Origin of the sequence: Hahella sp. CR1 (assembly GCF_029813005.1) — a bacterium.
Lineage (GTDB): Bacteria > Pseudomonadota > Gammaproteobacteria > Pseudomonadales > Oleiphilaceae > Hahella.
Map to the genome: position 1 here is coordinate 222,937 of NZ_JAPELK010000004.1, position 18,129 is coordinate 241,065.

An 18,129-nucleotide genomic window follows, 5' to 3' on the forward strand; every position below is an offset into this window, starting at 1 on the left:
AATGCATCCTGACTCGGTTGCCTCATATGGTGATTCGATTGGTATTACTATAAAGCCTAAAACAGTTATAGTTGAAGGCACGTCTGATGTGGAGTTGCTCAATTTTGCGGCGAAATTAGAGTTTAATTCGAGTGGTACTGATTTACTTGGTGAAGAGTTAGCTATAGTGGCTGCAGGAACAGGGGATCGTGGGGGTGTAAGCGGAGTGGTCAGAGAATTAATATGTTTTAGAGGATTGGCTCGAACTTCTTTAAGAAGTGATGGGGTTCCTAAATATAGATTTATGGGGCTGTTTGATAATGACCATGCTGGTAGGCAAGCAGTTAAATCTATTTGCAGAATTGATAGTGGAGTTGTCGAATATAAAGATGTTATCCGTCTTTTTCCTGTTATGCCACTGCAAGCTAATCTTGACCCAACAACAGTGAAAAACTCCTTCGAAAGAGCTAACGAAAAGTATCGTGCGTTAGATTGGGAGTTAGAAGACCTTATCCCTGCTAGTATTTTGAGCGCTTTTTTTGACGAGTATCCCAGCGCATGCATGCGTTCTATAGAGAAGCTTGGTTTTACTCATCGCGACTATACTAGGGATGGGAAGGCCTTGCTTCACCGCTATATAAAAGAATATGCAGTTATAAAAGATTTGGAATTAGTTGTGTCTTTGCTTAAATTTATTAGGAATATTATGAATGTAAGATGAGATTTTGTGTGGGTAAACGGATTTTTTTGTAATAATGAAAAATAATTTAAGCGTTTCTGCACTTACTGACTATCCCTGCTGCAATAATCATAAATATCCGCACATGTTCCGAGCGTACAGGGTTGTATAACCTGCCGGCGATTGCGCCTGCGTTGTTTTCCACTTAATGCAATGGTTTGTTATGGAAATCAGGATTGATGATCTAAGCGGCCCTGAAGTGGCTGAGTTGTTACAGGAACATCTTCGGGGAATGGCGGAGAATTCGCCGCCGGAGAGCATACATGCGTTGGATCTGTCGGGTCTCAAAAAGCCCGAGATCACCTTCTGGACTGTCTGGGACGGCGCTGAGTTGATGGGGTGCGGCGCACTCAAAGAGCTGGACGCTGGGCACGGTGAGTTGAAGTCCATGCGCACGGCGACCGCGCACCTTCGCAAAGGCGTCGCTTCGCATTTATTGCGTCATATTCTGGAAGAAGCGCGTCAGCGTAATTACCGTCGCCTAAGCCTGGAAACCGGCTCCATGGCGGCCTTTCAACCCGCCCACCAGCTCTACGCAAACTATGGTTTTACTTTGTGCGGCCCATTTGCGGACTACATCGAAGACCCCAATAGTCTGTTCATGACTATCGAGTTGTAGGCGAAGCCGAGCCGTTGTAATAGCGGCTCGTTCTCTACCTGAGCGGCGGACGATGATGTTCGCCTCTCACATGAGCCATTAAGGCGTTTCCAATAAGTGCTGAGCCAGATCTGCGATCAGCCGGTAAGAATCTTTGGAATAGCCGCCGCTGGTCATAATGACCGTTGGAATCTTGTGTGTGGCCAGCATGTCCAGAACGAAATGGTCCCGCGCTTTCACCCCGTTATAATCAACGCTCAGGCCACCGAGTTTGTCGCCTTTCAATATATCCGTCCCTGCATTGTAAAAGGCCAGCTTGGGCAGTTTGACATGGGCAAAGAGGCGGGGGAGTTCTTCTCTTAGGATATCCAGGTAGCCCTCGGTTTCCGTGCCGGCTCGCAAGGGAAGCATAAACGGAAACCTATCAGGATCGCCGGGATGTAGCCCCGGATACGTCTGAAAGTTATACATATCAAAGTTGTGGACCATTGCGTCGGAGGCGATGTAGCTTTCGAATCCGTTACCCCGGTGCGCGTCCAGATCGATCATCAGCACCTCGTCGGCGCTGCCCAGGCGCTTTTCCGCTCGCAGCAATTGGATCGCCAGCGCCGCATCCGAGAAGAAACAAAAGCCCTCGCCATGATCTCTGAAGGCATGGTGGAAGCCGCCTCCCAAGTTGAAAACAATAGTCTGGTCATCAATGGCTGTGCGAGCGGCGGCGAGGGTTCCCGCCACGGCGTATTTGGCGGGAATGAGCAGGCCCTTTTGTAATAGCGAGGCGGGCAGCCATTTCACCAGTGAACTTTCCACCACTCGGCTGATGGCGGCTGAGTGACTCAGGGACGCAAGATATTCGTGAGAGTGCGCAAGCTCCAGTGTTTCCAGTGAAACCGGCGCGTCGATCTGGAGCCGGTATTTGGCGAGCTCGTCCCCGAAGCGTTGCAGCAGGACGCCCCAGGCCCGACTGTATTTTTTGACGTCAAATGGATGCAGCGCCGCTATGCCCGGGAGGTGGAAATCGTAGTGCGGCGAATAAGCGAGCAGTGCATTCACGAGTAAAAGGAGCATTCTTGTTGGTCTTGGGCGCTCATTCTACCGCCCAGACAGCCAAGCGTCGCTCATTCTTCTTTCATATATTTTTCCAGCAAATACTCGCCCATTTCCTCGCGTGTTTGCGCCAGGGCGTTCCAGAGTGTTTCAGAATCCTGGCTGCGTTCATCGTAGAATTTGTGTGAGATGACCAAATACCAATCGGAGACCAGGAAGGGCTCCGGCAGCGTGGTGATGGCGTCGCTGAGCCCCATGTTTCTCGCCAGCGTGCGGCCGATGGCCTGGTCGATGACGTAGCCGTCGAGTCGGTTGCGGGTGAGCAGTTCAAAGCCGGTTTCCGGCGTCGGGTTGCTGGGCGCCAGAATTCCCATTACCTCCAGTTTTTGATAGGCGACGTAGCCTACCGGCGCGGAGACGCCGTATTTAACGCCCTGGAAGATCCCATCGGTGTACTGGAGCTTGCTGTTATTGGGGACGAAGATGGGATAGATGGAGCTCCACAGGCGTCGGCTGGCGTCCAGCTCCCCATTGATGTATGGATAGACGCCCCAGGCTTCCCTTTCTTTTAGCCATATTGCTGCGAAGAGCGCATCCAGGCGGTTTTCTTCCAGATCGCGAATGCAGCGCTTCCAGGGGCGTCGATAAAACTTATACAGCAAGCCGACTCGTTCGGCGGCGTTATGGATCAGCTCAGGTAGAACGCCAGCCCGGTCGCGCAAGGCGTCCGCATCGGAAAGAGAATAGGGAGGCATGGGATCTGATTCATAACAGATCCGGATTGGCGGCGGCTCCGCCAGTGCGGTTGGCGTCCACAATCCTTGTAACAGCAGCAGACCAATAGCCAGGACGGTGGACTTGGGCATGACGCAGCTACATCAGTGAGGTTGGTAAATTAAGTTTAGAAGGAATCCTGCAAAGCGCCCAATGGATAGGGCGCTAAAATGTGCATTCAGCGGTTTTAGGGGGCCTCTGAAAAACTGCCTGCGGCGTTTTTTCGCCGGCTTTTCCTTGCGCTGGCGGCCTCGGCAACGTTTTTCAGAGGTTTCTTAGCTATTGTGGAAATCAGCGTCGCTGTTTCTGCTGATCGAGGCTGTCCACCCACTGCAGCACCGCCGCAACGGCTTCGAACAGATCAGGAGGCACGTAGTCGTTGACCTGAGCCCGTTTCCACAGACCACGGGCGAGCGGCACGTTTTCCATCATGGGAATGCCTTCTTCTTCTGCGATCTTGCGGATGACTTTTGCCATTTGATCCGCGCCTTTCACGATGACTTTGGGCACGTCCTCCACGCCTTTTTCATAATAAATGCCGACCGCCAAGTGGGTGGGGTTGGTGACGATGGCGGAGCACTTCTTCACCTGAGCTGGGACGGAGGTGTTCATCATTTCCCGGTGAATCTGTTTGCGCTTGCCCTTGATTTCCGGGCTGCCCTCCATCTGTTTGTACTCCCGCTTGACCTCGTCCTTACTCATTTTCTGCTGTTTGATAAACTGTTGCTTCTGAATGAAGAAATCCGCCGCTGCGAGAGCGATGAAAGTAATGGCGGAATACAGAATGAGCTGCTTCAGTAGCGTCCCGACAAAGTTTGGGATGCACTCGACTTCACAGTAGTGCAGCCGGGCGGAGTCATTGAGGTTTTCCTTGATCAGCATATAGACCAGATAGGACAACACACCCACTTTGATCAGCGATTTGATGAACTCGATCAGGTTTTTGACGGAGAAGATTTTCTTGAAGCCTTCAACCGGATTGAGCTTCTTGAGGTCAGGCTTCAGTGACTCTACGGCGAACAACGCGCCTACTTGCAGAAAGTTGGCCAGAATTGCGGAGACCATGACCACACCGATGGGCATTAGCGTCAGATAAATCAGCTCATGCAGCACATTGTCGACCACCATGGGCAGCGCCTCCAGAAATGGCCTGTCCATGTATTGCGCGGGCAGTTCGATCAGAATGCTCAAGTGCGAGAGATAGGTGTCGGAGGTGGCCAGCAACAACAGAAACATCGCGCAGATAGTGGCGGTGGACACCACGTCTTTACTATGGGCGACCTGGCCTTTTTTACGGGCGTCGCGGAGCTTTTTGGGGGTGGGCTTTTCGGTCTTTTCATCGCTCATGCGTCATGACCCCCATAGCACGTTGAGCTGCTTGAACAGGTCAAAGGTGCGCAGATAGCGCTCGTCGAAAATGCGCATCAACACGCCCACATAGAAAGTGAGCATCACCATGCACACCAGGCTTTTTACCGGCATGGACAGGAAGAAAACGTTTAGCTGGGGGGCGAAGCGGCTGACCAGGCCGAGGCCGAACTCCGCCAGAAACATACAGGCGATCAGTGGGGCGGCGAACAACACGACGATACTCATGAAGTAATCCAGCTGGGCGAAGAAAAAGCCCGCTGCCGACAGCTCGATCCTTGGGAAAAATGAGAAGATCGGCCAGGCGTGATAGCTGGCGTAAATAGCGCCCATCAGGGTGAGGAAGTTGCCTCCCAGGAAAAACAGGGTGGTGAAGGTCTGTACGAACAGAATGCCGACAGGGGAGGCTTGAGAACCAGTCAGCGGGTTCATGGCGCTGGCCATGGTGGAGCCGCGCTGGTTGTCGATAAAGAACCCCACCGCCTCCAGCGCCCAGAACGGCAGCGCCGCCAGCCAGCCCAGGCAGAATCCAATGATCATTTCCTTGAAAATAATAAGCGCATACATCAGCGGCGCCATGGTTTCCGGCTTGTAGCCTTCGTCCACCACGGGGAACAGAAACAGGGACAGACTGAGCACCACGCCGTTGCGGATCAATGTGCCGCCGAAGAAGCTTTTGCTCAGGAACGGCATGACTGACATGGCCGCCAGCAGACGCGGCACGGTGAACATGAACAGCGTCAGCGTGTCGCTCATCAAATGGGTCATCATGAGGGGCCGATCAACTCGATGTGGTCAAGGATGTTCATGGAAAAGTGGTAGATTTCAATGCCCAGCCAGCGCGCGGTGAGCATGATGGTGATAGATACCGCGATCAGCTTGATGGCGAAGGAGAGGGTCTGATCCTGAATCTGGGTCAACGACTGCACCAGACTCACCAGCGTGCCCACCACCGCTGCGACGATGACGGTGGGCATTGACAGCACCAGCACCAACATCAGCAGCTGACTGGCGTAATGAATGACTTCCGCTTCGCTCATTGGTAACTCAACACCAGGCCATGGGTTAATCGGGTCCAGCCGTCCAGAAGCACGAACAGGAGTAATTTAAAGGGCAGCGAGATCGTCATCGGCGACACCATCATCATCCCCATGGCCAGCAGGATGTTGGAGACGATCAAGTCGATGGCGATAAAGGGCAGATACAGCAGAAAGCCGATTTCAAAGGCGGATTTCAACTCGCTGATGGTGAATGAAGGCACCAGCACCAGCATGCTGTTGGTGTCCAGGCGCGCTGCGTACTCTTTGGGCCACAGGGTCGCCGCACTTTCCATGAAGAAGCCGCGCTCCTTTTCCGAAGAGTGTTTGGTCAGAAAGTCGGACATGGGCTCGATGGCGCTGTTAGCCAGTTCCTTGAGCGACTCCGCATGGCTCAGGTCAAAGCCTTTTTCTTTCACGGTGTCCGCAATCTGATAGCCCACCGGCGCCATGATGTAGATCGACAACACAATGGCCAGCCCGTACAACGCCATGTTCGGTGGAATCTGCTGTATGCCGAGAGCGTTGCGCAGCAGACTGAACACCACGGCGAGCTTGATAAAGGAAGTGGTCATGATGGCGATGAACGGGATCAGCGACAGCAGGACCAGTGTCCCGATAAGAGGAATCGCCTGTATATCAGTCATGCCCGCCGACCTCGCTGTCGCCGGTCAACCGTACTACGCGCGCCCCCAGACGCCCATCGATTTCCACCAGCTCGCAGCGGGCTACGGTTTGTCCGTTCACTTTCATCGCCACCGGCGCTTCCAGGCTCAGGCCGAGATCAAAGGCGGCGCCTTCGGTCATTTGCGACAGCTCGGCCAGAGTCAGATTGAGAGAGCCGAGATGAAACTCCAGCTTCAATTCCAGGTTGCCCAGGTCGGATGGGGCGTCGAGAGGTTCGGAAATGTGTTGTGTTTCTGAAGTCATGGGCGTCACCAGTACTAATTTGTGATCATCTAAGCGGGCGCGGCAGGCGCCGTATCCAGGCAGGCGCAGCGTCACCAGATCTGCGGACGCGCCTGGCGGCAGCATCAGCACGTCTCCGGGCTCCAGGCCTTTGAAGTCATTGAGAGACATCCGACGTTCCGCCAGCAGCAATTGCGCCGACGCCGTTGGCGTGATCGGCGCTGGCGCTGGTTCAGCGGGCAGGGTGGCGAGCAATGCGGCGATGCGCTCGGCAAGATGCGGTGGCGGCGTCAGCAGCCCCAGTCCGGTATTGCCGGCGGCGCTTATTTGCATGCCGATGCGGACGCCAGCCAGAACCATGGTGCTGTCCTGGCTGATCTCATCCAGTTCCAGCTCAGTCTGTAAGACAGAGGAAAGCGCCTGCAGAGGGCCATTCAGTTGCGCCGCCAGTAAGGCTGATAGAAGGGCCTCCGGATAGATGGCGGCGTCCTGATGCTCACCCAGCAGCGCGCTGATGGCGCGGATGTCCAAATGCAGATGACCGCGACGCCCCTCGGCGTAAAAGGCGATGCTGGCGTAAGTCTCCAGCATCTCCAGTCGGCGCAGATTGAACTGGGCGGTATGCTCAGGCAATTGCGCCGCAAACGGGCGGCGGCGGGCGCAGATCAGGTTATCCAGATTCACCTGCGTTCGCCCCAGCCGGGGTAGCTTCAGCGACTTAATCATTGCTGCTGGCCTTTGGCGCGGCGCACTGGCGCCTTACCGTACGGGCTGGCTTTTTTGCTTTCTTGAATCCTGACCTCGAATCGTTCATTGGGCAGCTTGCTCCTCAGGGATGTGCTCATCTCTCCTTTTAGTGACACCAGGAAGGCCTGAGTTTCAGGATTAGGAGTATTAAAGCTCAGCTGAATGTCGCCATGTTTGCGCATAATGGCGATCTCCGTGCCTTTCAGCGGTCCGGAACTCAGCATCAAACGCAACTCTTCCGGCTGTCCAGAGCCTGGTTTGCTGACCAGAACGCGACTCACGATCTGATCGACGATCTTCTGCATTTCCGCCACTTTCTCCTGCGTGGAGACCTTGCTGGTCTCCGTTGCGCTGGTGTTGGCGACGGGGTCGCGGGATTGGTTCTGTTGCGCCGGCTGCACCTGGAAGCTTTCCACCTGCCCTTCGCGACGCTCCTGTGGTTGCTCCGTTTTCTCTTTGTTTTTCTGCGGCGTCGAGGGCTTCTCGCGGCGCTCCTGATGATCGGAGGAGGCGGAGCCCTTGCTCGTCACTTTGTTGGCGAGAGGGCTGCCTGGACGCTGAAACTCGCCGGCGTGCAGCTCAGGTTTGCCTGTTTCCACTTTGCTGTTAACGCCGCCTTCCTGTCTCTTCGGCCCCGTTTTGCCATCCGCCTGAAGCGCATTGACGTCGATGGGGGGGGGCTTGGAGTAGGGCGTCGGTTGAGTCTTGCTGGCGTGCTCAGTGGTAAGTCCGGGCTGATCCGTTTTCTGACTTACCTGAGGAGGATCGGACGCTGTCGCTTTATGAGATATAGCGCCCTCTGCGCCCGGGACTGCCGTTTTTATAACGGATGACTGGCGCTCGGATGAATTGGGATCGCCCTGTTGAGCCCCCGACTTCGCGGTGGGTTCAAGCGCTTGGCCTGCTTTATCCACCTTCTTCGGCGTTGACGTCGAGTGCTCAGAGGGACCGTTTACAGGCTGGCGTGTTGAGCTTTTGTTTTGCGGCAGCTCGGATTTGTCATGGGATTGAGGCTTGCTTTGCCCATCCGGATTGGCCTGTGATGACGCCTGTTGTGGACGGATATGATCGACCTTGTCTTGAGTTTCAGCTTTAGATTGAAGATCGCCTTTTGCCGGCGTATCAGTCTTGTTCTCTGACTTCGGTTGAGCAGGCTCTGACTTATTCGTTACTTCTGGCTTGGGCTGGGTATCCGCTTTGTTTTCCGGCTTTGGTTGAGCGGGATCGCGATTAGGCTGTATTGGGTCAGTTTTAGCCTGTGGATCGATTTTAGGCGATGTGTTCTCGGGCTTTGTCTGAGCCGGCTCCGACTTGTTCGTCACTTCAGGCTTAGGCTGAGTGTCTGCTTTGTTTTCCTGCTTCGGTTGAGCAGGATCGCGGTTAGGTTGAGTGGGCTCAGTTTTAGCCTGGACATCCGTTTTAGGCGACGTGTTCTCAGGCTTGGATTGAGCAGGCTCTGACTTATTCGTCACTTCAGGCTTAGGCTGAGTGTCTGCTTTGTTTTCCGGCTTTGGTTGAGCGGGCTCAGTTTTAGCTTGGCCGTCCGTTTTAAGAGGCGTGTTCTCGGGCTTGGTTTGAGACGGCTCTGACTTATTCGTTACTTCTGGCTTGGGCTGGGTATCCGCCTTGTTTTCCTGCTTCGGTTGCGCAGGATCGCGATTAGGCTGTGTTGGGTCAGTTTTAGCCTGTGGATCGGTTTTAGGCGATGTGTTCTCGGGCTTTGTCTGAGCCGGCTCCGACTTGCTCGTCACTTCAGGCTTAGGCTGAGTGTCTGCTTTGTTTTCTGGCTTCGGTTGAGCGGAATCGCGATTAGGCTGAGTAGGCTCTGTTTTAGCTTGGACATCCGTTTTAGGCGACGTGTTCTCAGGTTTTGTATGAGCAGGTTCGGACTTGTTCGTCACCTCAGGTTTGGTCTGGGTGTCTGCTTTGTTTTCCGGCTTCGGTTGAGCTGGATCGCGGTTTGGCTGAGTGGGTTCAGTTTTAGCTTGGACATCCGGTTTTGGTGGCGTGTTCTCAGTCTTGGATTGGGCTGGTTCTGACTTGTTGGTCCCTTCAGGTTTGGGCTGGGTATCCCCTTTGTTTTCCGGCTTCGGTTGAGCAGGATCGCGGTTAGGTTGAGTCGGCTCTGTTTTGGCTTGGCCGTCTGTTCTAGGTGGCGTGTTCTCATTCTTGGGTTGAGCTTGCTCTGACTTGTTCGTCACCTCAGGTTTGGGCTGAGTGTCTGCCTTGTTTTCCGGCTTTGGTTGAGCGGGATCGCGATTAGGTTGAGTGGGCTCAGTTTTAGCCTGGATATCCGATTTAGGTGGCGTGTTTTCAGGCTTGGTTTGAGCTGGCTCCGACTTGTTCGTCACTTCAGGCTTAGGCTGAGTGTCGGCTTTACTTTCCTGCTTCGGTTGAGCGGAATCGCGGTTAGGCTGAGTAGGCTCTGTTTTAGCCTGGACATCCGTTTTTGGTGGCGTGTTCTCAGGTTTGGTTTGAGCAGGTTCGGACTTGTTCGTTACCTCAGGTTTGGGCTGGGTGTCTGCTTTGTTCTCCGGCTTCGGTTGGGCAGGATCGCGATTAGGTTGAGTGGGCTCTGTTTTGGCTTGGCCGTCTGTTTTAGGTGGCGTGTTCTCAGTCTTGGATTGAGCTGGCTCTGACTTGTTCGTCCCTTCAGGTTTGGGCTGAGTATCCGCTTTGTTTTCCTGCTTAGGTTGAGCGGGATCGCGGTTAGGTTGAGTGGGCTCAGTTTTAGCCTGTACATCCGTTTTAGGCGATGTGTTCTCGGGCTTTGTCTGAGCAGGCTCTGACTTATTCGTCACCTCAGTCTTGGGCTGGGTATCCGCTTTGTTTTCAGGCTTTGGTTGAGCGGGATCGCGATTAGGTTGAGTGGGCTCAGTTTTAGCCTGGCCGTCTGTTTTAGGTGGCGTGTTCTCAGTCTTGGATTGAGCTGGCTCTGACTTGTTCGTCACTTCAGGCTTAGGCTGAGTGTCGGCTTTACTTTCCTGCTTCGGTTGAGCGGAATCGCGATTAGGCTGAGTAGGCTCTGTTTTAGCTTGGACATCCGTTTTAGGCGACGTGTTCTCAGGTTTTGTATGAGCAGGTTCGGACTTGTTCGTCACCTCAGGTTTGGTCTGGGTGTCTGCTTTGTTTTCCGGCTTCGGTTGAGCTGGATCGCGGTTTGGCTGAGTGGGTTCAGTTTTAGCTTGGACATCCGGTTTTGGTGGCGTGTTCTCAGTCTTGGATTGGGCTGGTTCTGACTTGTTGGTCGTCTCAGGTTTGGGCTGAGTATCCGCCTTATTGTCCAGTCTGGTTTGTAATGGCTCCTTGGCGATTGGCTTTTGTTCGACCTTGGCGTCCAGTTTGGCTTGTGCGGACTCTGACTTAACAGGCTCTTCCTGCTTGGACTGTGTTTCTGTTTTCGGCTGTAGTTTATCAGTGGCGACTTTGGGGTCTTTGATGGTCTCAAACTTGGCTTGAGACTGATCGTCTTTGAGCTGAACGGGTTTGCGACCGGATGAGTCGGGCTTAGCTTCTTGCAATGGATTTTTCGGGTCCCCTGAGGTTTCCGATGTGGTTTTATCCGGGTTATTTAGAAGGGAGGAGGGTTGTGCGCCAGGGTTCGACTTGGCGTACTCCGGGACGGTGGTTTCCGTCTTGAGCTGACCGAACTGTTCATCGTTTTTGGGTGGAGAAAGCTCCGGCTTGTCTCCGGGCAGCGGCAGCTTGCTCTGTAGCGTGTCGAGCTGGCTGAGTTCAGCGCCGTTGTTGTCTTGGGAGGCGAAAAGGCTGAGTTCCCGCGGCGTTTGCTCTTGTGGCAGTGATTGCTTGGGTTGCGCCAGCTCTGGTTTATCCAGAAGTCCGCCTTTCTCTCCTGCCGGAGATTTTTGGGCGAAAGTCTGCGTCAAAGACGGGATGGAGGTCTTGGGGTCCATCTGGCCGGGCTTGGAGGGCTGCGCCAGGTTTTCCGTCGCTTTGAACGCATTTTTCACCATTTCAATCATGGCGTTGCGAACTTTATCCGGCACCGGTTTTTCCTGTGACTGCTCTTCCGTTTGCCGGAACTTATCCGGGTTGACGGACTTGGTCTCCATTAATTTGCTGAACTGTTGCAGGGAGCTTTCCGAGACCGCTTCCGACTCTTTTTCCCTGTCCGAGGAACCTGATGTGCGATTGGATATTCTCATAATGATTCTGGATTTCTGTGTTTAGTTTTGGGGGCGTGAAAAATTGGTTTCGCTGGCTTCCTCAAGCTCGAGATCTTCGAGTCGCTGGGCCTCCGCGTTGGCTTCGGCAGTCACCTGCGCAATAAGCATCTGACACTTTTCTACGGCTTTGCCGGCTTCCGCCAGGGCCTGTTCCGCCTGACGCAACGCCGCTTCTGCTTGTTTTTGTTCTTGTTTTGCGTTCTCTACCTGCTCCGCCAGTGAGACTTCCTTCAGGCGCAGCATGCCGATCTGATGTTTGACTTTGTCGATTTCCTTGAGGCCGACCTCCGACCCCATGATGCCGTCGTAGAGACGGTGCTCTTCCTGTACTCGCCATATCTCAAACTGTTGCAGGTCGCGTTTGGCTTCCTCGACCTGCGCCTGCTTCTGCGCCAGTACCTGGCGCTTTTTGAGCGCCTCCGCCTGTGCGTTGCGCTCGCGCAGCTTTTTAATGTCGGCCAGTGCGGAGAGCATGGTTTACACCGTCTGCGCCAAAGCGCTCAGCGTGGTTTGGAAGTCGCACTTCTCATCCGTCGGCTGTTTCAGAAAGCCGCGGATACGATCGATCTTGGCGATGGCCTCGTCCGCCAGCGGATCGCTGCCGCGCTGGTATTCACCGATCTTCACCAGCAGCTCCACATCCACGTACTTGGCCATCAGCTCGCGCATCTTGCCCGCCGCCTGACGGTGCTCCGGGCTGGTGATGGCGGTCATTACCCGGCTGGTGCTGGCGAGCACGTCGATAGCGGGATAGTGGTTGGCGGCGGCCAGTTTGCGCGAGAGCACAATGTGACCGTCGAGAATGGAGCGCACCTCGTCGGCGATGGGTTCGGACATGTCATCCCCTTCCACCAGCACGGTGTAGAGCGCGGTAATGGAGCCTTTGTCGTTAAAGCCCACACGTTCCAGGAGCTTGGGCAGGGTGGCGAAGACGGAAGGCGGAAAGCCGCGACGGGTGGGCGGTTCGCCCGCCGCGAGACCTATTTCCCGTTGCGCCCGGGCGAAACGCGTGACTGAATCCATCAGCAACAACACTCTCTGGCCCTGGTCGCGGAAATATTCGGCGATGGTAGTGGCTACATACGCGGCTTTGGCGCGCTCCATGGACGGGCGGTCCGACGTGGAGATCACCAACACTGAACGGGCCAGGCCCTCCGGACCTAGGTTATGCTCGATGAATTCCCGCACCTCGCGGCCCCGTTCCCCGATCAGGGCGATAACGATGACGTCCACGTCCGCCCCCATGACCAGCATGGACAGCAACGTACTCTTACCGCCGCCGGCGGCGGCGAATACGCCCATCCGCTGGCCTTCGCCGCAGGTGAGCAAGCCGTCCAGGGCGCGCACGCCGAGACTGAGCGGTTCGCTGATCATGCGGCGCATCATGGGGGAGGGCGCATCGGCGTAGACCGGATAATGCTGCAGGTCTGACGGAAAATCCGCGTTTTTACCGTCCATCGGATTGCCCATGCCGTCCAGCACGCGTCCCAGCAGATGAGGGCCGACAGCGATGTGATGGGATTGTCCTGTGGTGATCACCTCTGTAGCGGTGGATATGCCCAGCATGTCCCCCATAGGCGTCAGCAGCGCTTCTTTTTCCTGAAACCCCACCACTTCGGCGAGCAATCTCGGGGCGCCTTCGGATTCCAGATAGCAAAGCTCGCCAATTTGTGCGCCGGGAACGATCGCCCGGATGATGGTGCCGACCACGTTGGTCACCCGGCCGCGCAGGCCGACCGGTTGCACCTCGGCGATGGCCGAGCGCAGGTCTGATAACACATGGCTCAACTGGCTCACGTTTGACTCCTTTAAGCGGAAATTAACTTTCGCAGAAAAACTTTCTTCTTATGGGTGTTACCAACAGGGAGAAAGTTGCATGTTCAATTGCCGGAGATCGCAAACTTGAGTGAGCAAATCGTCAACCGGACCAGCGCTCCTGTCCTGCAGAGCGGGTCGATGTCCACGAATGAAGCGGTTACCCGACAGGGCAAGCTGCACGGGGAAAATGTGCAGGTGAAACAGAGCGCGTCCTCTTTATTGGAAGACGCCAAAGAGGAAGTGTCCCTTCTGTTCAAGGAGCGAGCGGAGAAAACGTTGGCGCGGCGGGAAATGTCCACCGGCAAGAAAGAGAACACTCAGCAGATCCTGATCGAGAAAATTCGGGAGATGATGGATCAGGTTCCCGACTTGCTGAAGAACGTCAAAATGAAAGTGCTCATTGAGCGCATGGCCAGTAACTTTCCTTCCACCCCTCAGCAATTGATGCGACGGTTGGAGGAATTCTCCAAAGACCCGACATTGCAGTTCGTGGCCTTGCAGGTGCTGGAGAAAGAGGCCAAGGCCGGCGGCGCGGATAAAGCGGAGCAGTTGAAGCTGATTCAAAACGCCGCCACGGAACTGATGAACACCAAAGGCGAATCGGTGCGGGCGGGACTGAACGTATCGCTGACCGCTTCTGAATTCGCCGATCGTTTGAAGACGGACGTCCAGATGTTGCGGGACGCCTATCGCGATGCAGTGCTGAACTACGGCGGCATTACCCAGACCTATCGCACCATTGTCGAGCGCCATAAAGGGCGTCCTTTTGAAACCGTGCGCAAGTTCCTGATGAAAGCCCTGGGCGCCGATTACAACGCGCAGGGGCCGTCCATTGAACCGTCGCGCCTCAAGGCCATCATGGACGACATGTATGCGCTCAAGCTGCTGGGCGGGGTGCATGAGCAATGCTGCGATATCATGGGAACCATGCGCGATATCTACGAGCAGCGTGACTGCAAAGACGGCCAGGACCTGATGGGCAAAGTGCTGGATATCAAGGACATGGACTGGGTGCAGCCGTCCCAGATCGCTTCCATTCCGATGGAAATGAATGTGCAGGGCATTGAAAACCAGATCTACCTGTTACGGGAAGTGGACACGGTGTTTCGCGAAATTCCCGAAAAAACCTACAACGACCCCGCCGACCGGGAACGCCTGCTGGGCGTTTCCAGAGAAGCCCTTGAGCAGCTGTTTATCAAGGAGCAGGAAGAATGAGAGTGGGGCGACGATCAATTCAGAACAGGAGTAAGTCGACATAATGAATGCGATTCACAACATGTTGAACGCCTATGGTCGCAGCATGGGCGTCAATGGCGTGGGAGAAGGCGTCACCGCACTGAGCTACGAAACCGGCGAGCGCATCACCCTGGACCAGCGCGACGACTGCCTGGCGGTGTCGCTCAGTTATGAATTACCGGAGTTTGAGGTGGACGAAGTCGCCGAAAAACTGCTGCAACTGACCCACTATCAAACCTCCACGGATTATCAGATCCAGCCTGGCCTGATGGGGGAAAGACGTCTGGTAATGACGATTTGCATGAACGTCTCCGAGGCGTCCATTGACTTCCTGGACGGCGCTATCCGCCGACTGCGTTATCGCTATCAGGAACTGACCGGCAAACTGGGTAATCTCTGATGGATGTCATTCTGAGCATGCCCTGGCCCCTGCGCCCAGAAGCGGAGAAAGCGTTTCTGATGCGCTGCCGCGAGTTGGCGGAGCAGGGCGAAGAGCGGGTGCTTATCCGCTGTGATGAGACGCCGCATCCTTCCACCCGGGTGCTGACGCTGCTGCTGAACATCGCCCACCTGGCGCCCTACGGGCCGCCTCAATGGAGGGTGATCGACGCGCAGGAAAATCTGCTGGAGGCGCTCAGACTGACCGGGCTCGACCACTGGTTTAAAAACGGGACGGACGAGGAGGCTGTCGCATGACCAACATCTCTTTGCGCTCCAATATTGAAGGGCTTTCCCTTTATAACGCAGCGGACGAACGTCAGCTGCCGTCGCATAAGAAATTCACCCCCGCCGGTGGTCAGGTGGTGTCGCATCTGCGCCAGTTGTACAGCAAAGGGGAAGAATCCTCTTTACTGGACTCATTCATCCGCCCCCGGGTCAGCTCGGAAAGCCTTTTGTCCCCAGTGGACTTTGAACGTCAGTACGGGGAGGTGCGTGGGCTGTTCCAAAAACTGGCGCAGCAGTCCCCGGAGGATCGTGAATTGTTCAGCAAGGCGGAGAAGATCTTGCGGGATAATCAGGACGATATCCGTTACCTCAACCAGTATCGCAATGCATTAATCGAGGCCTAGACGGATGAGCGAGCCACTCTCCCTCAGTCCCGCCAACCGTGAATGGTTGCTGGCGCTGGCGTTCGTGTATCTCCAGCAGAATCATCACAAAAAGGCGCTGACCCTGTTGCAGGCCACCGCCAAACTTTGTCCTGAGGACGCCTATGTGACGCGCGGACTTGCTTTCGCCTGCCTGAAGGCGGCGCGTTACAAGGATGCGCTGACTCTGAGCGACCGCAGCCTGCGGGAGCTGGGTGTGAAACAGGAGACCGCGCCGTTTCTATTGATACGCAGTCACGCGCTGTGGGCGCTGGAGCGTCCTGAGGAAGCGCGTAAAAGCCTGAAGAAATATCATCAACTAACAAGGAACTCTGTCGTATGAGTAGAGGAGCTTCTGTCCTGAGCGCGCTCAGCCAGCGCAACGACGTGGTGCTGGCGATTTTCCTGGTGGGCATCATCTTTATGATGATCTTGCCCATGCCTACCATGCTGGTGGATGTGATGATCGCCCTCAACATGGGGGTATCGGTGATACTTCTGATGCTGGCGCTGTATATCAAATCGCCGCTGGATTTCTCTGTTTTTCCTTCCATGTTGCTGATCACGACCATGTTCCGGCTGGCGCTGTCGATCACCACCACACGCTTGATTCTGCTGCAGGCGGATGCGGGGCAGATCGTTTACACCTTCGGTAACTTTGTCGTTGGCGGCAACCTGGTAGTGGGCGGCGTTATCTTCCTTATCTTGACCATCGTACAGTTCCTGGTTATCACCAAGGGGTCCGAGCGGGTGGCGGAAGTCAGCGCGCGTTTCTCTCTGGACTCCATGCCGGGTAAACAAATGAGTATCGACGGCGACATGCGCGCCGGGGTTATCGATATGGACGAGGCGCGCATCAGACGCGCTAAAGTGGAGAAGGAAAGCCAGCTATACGGTTCCATGGACGGCGCCATGAAATTCGTTAAAGGCGACGCGATTGCGGGCTTGATCATCACCGCAGTTAACATTCTCGGCGGTATCCTGGTTGGGGTGACGCAAAACGGCCTGAGCGCCGGCGACGCCGCCGCCATCTATTCGGTGTTGACCATCGGCGATGGTCTGGTGGCGCAGATTCCTGCTCTGTTTATCTCGATCACCGCCGGCTTTATCGTCACCCGCGTCTCTACGGATGAGTCGGAAAACCTGGGTCGCGATATCGGTGGACAGATCGGCGCGCAACCGAAGGCGTTATTTATCGGCGGCGCCTTGCTGCTGGGCTTCGCCATGATCCCCGGCTTCCCCACCATGACGTTCCTGGTGCTGGCGGGGCTGATCAGCTCCGTGGGGTTCATCATGAGCCGCAAATCCAAACGCTCCGAGACAGACGATGACGATATCCCAGCCATGGCCGCGGCGGGGCAGACCCGAACTCAGAGCAAGACGCCAGAGAAAGATGACTTTTCTCCGACGGTGCCCTTGTTGCTGGACGTCGCGGCGTCCTGCCAGCAAATGCTGAAACCCTCTGAGCTGAACGCTGAGCTATACCGAGTGAGGCGCGCCCTCTATCTGGATCTTGGCGTCCCGTTTCCTGGCATTCACTTGCGCTTCAACGAGAGCATGAAAGATGGCGATTACACTATTCTGATGCATGAAGTGCCAGTGGCGCAGGGACGTTTGCCGGCGGATAAAGTCGTGGTGCTGCAGGACCAGGAACAGTTGGACATCCTTGGCATCCCTCATCAACAGGGCGAGCTGGCGATGTCCGCCAACCCTTATTGGGTGGAGAAGACTCATGCGCCCGCCATGGAAAACGCCGGCATTGAATACCTGGATGCGCCGCGACTGTTAATTTACCACCTGTCTTTTATTCTGAAGCGCTACGCCAGCGAGTTTATCGGTTTGCAGGAGTGCCGTTATCTGTTGGATCAGATGGAAGGGCAGTATGGCGATTTGGTGAAGGAAGTGCAGCGCGTCGTGCCGATTCAGCGCATTGCGGAGATCCTGCAGCGGTTGGTGTCCGAAGATATCTCCATTCGTAACTTGCGCGCCATCATGGAAGCGCTGGTGGAGTGGGGCCAAAAGGAAAAAGACACGGTGCTGCTGACGGAATACGTACGCAAGAGTCTGAGCCGTTATATCAGCTATAAATTCTGCAATGGCCAGAATGTCTTGCCTGCCTATATGCTGGATCAGGATCTGGAAGAGTCTATTCGCGGCGGCATCAGGCAGACCTCTTCCGGCGCTTATCTGGCCCTCGACCCGGACACCACGCAGAATTTCATCAATGAGCTGCATCGGGAAGTCGGGGACCTGGACGCATTGCCGCATAAACCGGTGTTGCTGGTGTCCATGGATATCCGCCGTTATGTCAGAAAGATGATCGAGCGCGATTTCTTCGAGCTGTGCGTGCTTTCCTATCAAGAACTCACCCAGGACATCACGGTGCAGCCGATCAGCCGTATTTGTCTGTAATCCTCATCGAGCTAATTACCGAGAGCGGTGGAACTCCTCCAGCGCTCTTTTTTCCGCTTTTGTCCCTCTCTCCAAAACCTTTTTCCAAATCCTCTCTCCCCCAACTCGCCCAAACAGCGCCGCAATTCCCAAATTAGACGCAAATATTCCCAAAAACAGCGACTTTTTGCGTCTTTCCGTTACTCAACTA

At 55.1% G+C, this 18,129-nt stretch carries 18 protein-coding genes; 8 read left to right on the forward strand and 10 right to left on the reverse strand.

Annotated features, from left to right (window positions below; translation table 11 throughout):
- The first annotated feature begins 1 nt into the window (after position 1).
- Positions 2 to 700, forward strand: coding sequence for a hypothetical protein (locus ONV78_RS11645; protein ID WP_279503254.1), 699 nt, complete (start codon positions 2 to 4; stop codon positions 698 to 700).
- 181 nt (positions 701 to 881) lie between these two features.
- Positions 882 to 1,337, forward strand: a complete 456-nt coding sequence (locus ONV78_RS11650) for a GNAT family N-acetyltransferase (protein WP_279503255.1) — start codon at positions 882 to 884, stop codon at positions 1,335 to 1,337.
- Between the two features lie 78 nt (positions 1,338 to 1,415).
- On the opposite strand, the gene ONV78_RS11655 is transcribed toward ONV78_RS11650, so the two are convergent.
- The 10 genes from ONV78_RS11655 to sctN all read right to left on the reverse strand — a co-directional run bounded on the left by ONV78_RS11655 (position 1,416) and on the right by sctN (position 13,182).
- Positions 1,416 to 2,384, reverse strand: a complete 969-nt coding sequence (locus ONV78_RS11655; RefSeq protein ID WP_279503256.1) for a histone deacetylase — start codon at positions 2,382 to 2,384, stop codon at positions 1,416 to 1,418.
- 50 nt (positions 2,385 to 2,434) lie between these two features.
- On the reverse strand, positions 2,435 to 3,229 hold the full coding sequence (locus tag ONV78_RS11660; RefSeq protein WP_279503257.1) for a transporter substrate-binding domain-containing protein: 795 nt from the start codon (positions 3,227 to 3,229) through the stop codon (positions 2,435 to 2,437).
- A 199-nt stretch (positions 3,230 to 3,428) separates the two neighbouring features.
- Positions 3,429 to 4,484 carry a type III secretion system export apparatus subunit SctU gene (gene sctU, locus ONV78_RS11665; protein WP_216734902.1) on the reverse strand — a complete coding sequence of 352 codons (1,056 nt, stop codon included), beginning with the start codon at positions 4,482 to 4,484 and terminating at the stop codon, positions 3,429 to 3,431.
- A gap of 3 nt (positions 4,485 to 4,487) precedes the next feature.
- The gene (gene sctT, locus ONV78_RS11670; protein WP_216734901.1) at positions 4,488 to 5,276 is read right to left on the reverse strand and encodes a type III secretion system export apparatus subunit SctT; all 789 of its coding nucleotides are present in this window, start codon (positions 5,274 to 5,276) and stop codon (positions 4,488 to 4,490) included.
- Positions 5,273 to 5,545 (reverse strand): type III secretion system export apparatus subunit SctS, encoded by a 273-nt coding sequence (sctS, locus tag ONV78_RS11675; RefSeq protein WP_011398858.1) that lies wholly within the window; start codon positions 5,543 to 5,545, stop codon positions 5,273 to 5,275. Before sctS ends, sctT begins: the two co-directional genes overlap by 4 nt.
- The gene (gene sctR, locus ONV78_RS11680; protein WP_216734900.1) at positions 5,542 to 6,189 is read right to left on the reverse strand and encodes a type III secretion system export apparatus subunit SctR; all 648 of its coding nucleotides are present in this window, start codon (positions 6,187 to 6,189) and stop codon (positions 5,542 to 5,544) included. Before sctR ends, sctS begins: the two co-directional genes overlap by 4 nt.
- Positions 6,182 to 7,177, reverse strand: coding sequence for a FliM/FliN family flagellar motor switch protein (locus tag ONV78_RS11685; protein WP_279503258.1), 996 nt, complete (start codon positions 7,175 to 7,177; stop codon positions 6,182 to 6,184). Before ONV78_RS11685 ends, sctR begins: the two co-directional genes overlap by 8 nt.
- Positions 7,174 to 11,364 carry a hypothetical protein gene (locus ONV78_RS11690; protein WP_279503259.1) on the reverse strand — a complete coding sequence of 1,397 codons (4,191 nt, stop codon included), beginning with the start codon at positions 11,362 to 11,364 and terminating at the stop codon, positions 7,174 to 7,176. The genes ONV78_RS11685 and ONV78_RS11690 overlap by 4 nt, the downstream gene beginning before the upstream one ends.
- A gap of 21 nt (positions 11,365 to 11,385) precedes the next feature.
- On the reverse strand, positions 11,386 to 11,859 hold the full coding sequence (locus ONV78_RS11695) for a type III secretion protein (RefSeq protein WP_279503260.1): 474 nt from the start codon (positions 11,857 to 11,859) through the stop codon (positions 11,386 to 11,388).
- A 3-nt stretch (positions 11,860 to 11,862) separates the two neighbouring features.
- The gene (gene sctN / locus ONV78_RS11700; RefSeq protein WP_279503261.1) at positions 11,863 to 13,182 is read right to left on the reverse strand and encodes a type III secretion system ATPase SctN; all 1,320 of its coding nucleotides are present in this window, start codon (positions 13,180 to 13,182) and stop codon (positions 11,863 to 11,865) included.
- A 159-nt stretch (positions 13,183 to 13,341) separates the two neighbouring features.
- On the opposite strand from sctN, the gene sctW reads away from it, so the two are divergent.
- Genes sctW through sctV form a run of 6 tightly spaced genes read left to right on the forward strand, consistent with a single transcriptional unit; the run spans position 13,342 to position 17,939 of the window.
- Complete coding sequence (sctW, locus tag ONV78_RS11705) at positions 13,342 to 14,418, forward strand: type III secretion system gatekeeper subunit SctW (protein ID WP_279503262.1); 1,077 nt, start codon at positions 13,342 to 13,344, stop codon at positions 14,416 to 14,418.
- Positions 14,419 to 14,461: 43 nt separating this feature from the next.
- On the forward strand, positions 14,462 to 14,839 hold the full coding sequence (locus ONV78_RS11710; RefSeq protein ID WP_279503264.1) for a hypothetical protein: 378 nt from the start codon (positions 14,462 to 14,464) through the stop codon (positions 14,837 to 14,839).
- Positions 14,839 to 15,135: a hypothetical protein gene (locus ONV78_RS11715; protein WP_127969163.1), complete on the forward strand. Its 297-nt coding sequence runs from the start codon at positions 14,839 to 14,841 to the stop codon at positions 15,133 to 15,135. The genes ONV78_RS11710 and ONV78_RS11715 overlap by 1 nt, the downstream gene beginning before the upstream one ends.
- Complete coding sequence (locus ONV78_RS11720) at positions 15,132 to 15,509, forward strand: hypothetical protein (RefSeq protein WP_127969164.1); 378 nt, start codon at positions 15,132 to 15,134, stop codon at positions 15,507 to 15,509. Before ONV78_RS11715 ends, ONV78_RS11720 begins: the two co-directional genes overlap by 4 nt.
- A 4-nt stretch (positions 15,510 to 15,513) precedes the next feature.
- Positions 15,514 to 15,870 (forward strand): hypothetical protein, encoded by a 357-nt coding sequence (locus tag ONV78_RS11725; RefSeq protein ID WP_127969165.1) that lies wholly within the window; start codon positions 15,514 to 15,516, stop codon positions 15,868 to 15,870.
- Positions 15,867 to 17,939 carry a type III secretion system export apparatus subunit SctV gene (gene sctV / locus ONV78_RS11730; RefSeq protein WP_216734892.1) on the forward strand — a complete coding sequence of 691 codons (2,073 nt, stop codon included), beginning with the start codon at positions 15,867 to 15,869 and terminating at the stop codon, positions 17,937 to 17,939. The genes ONV78_RS11725 and sctV overlap by 4 nt, the downstream gene beginning before the upstream one ends.
- Positions 17,940 to 18,129: the final 190 nt, after the last annotated feature.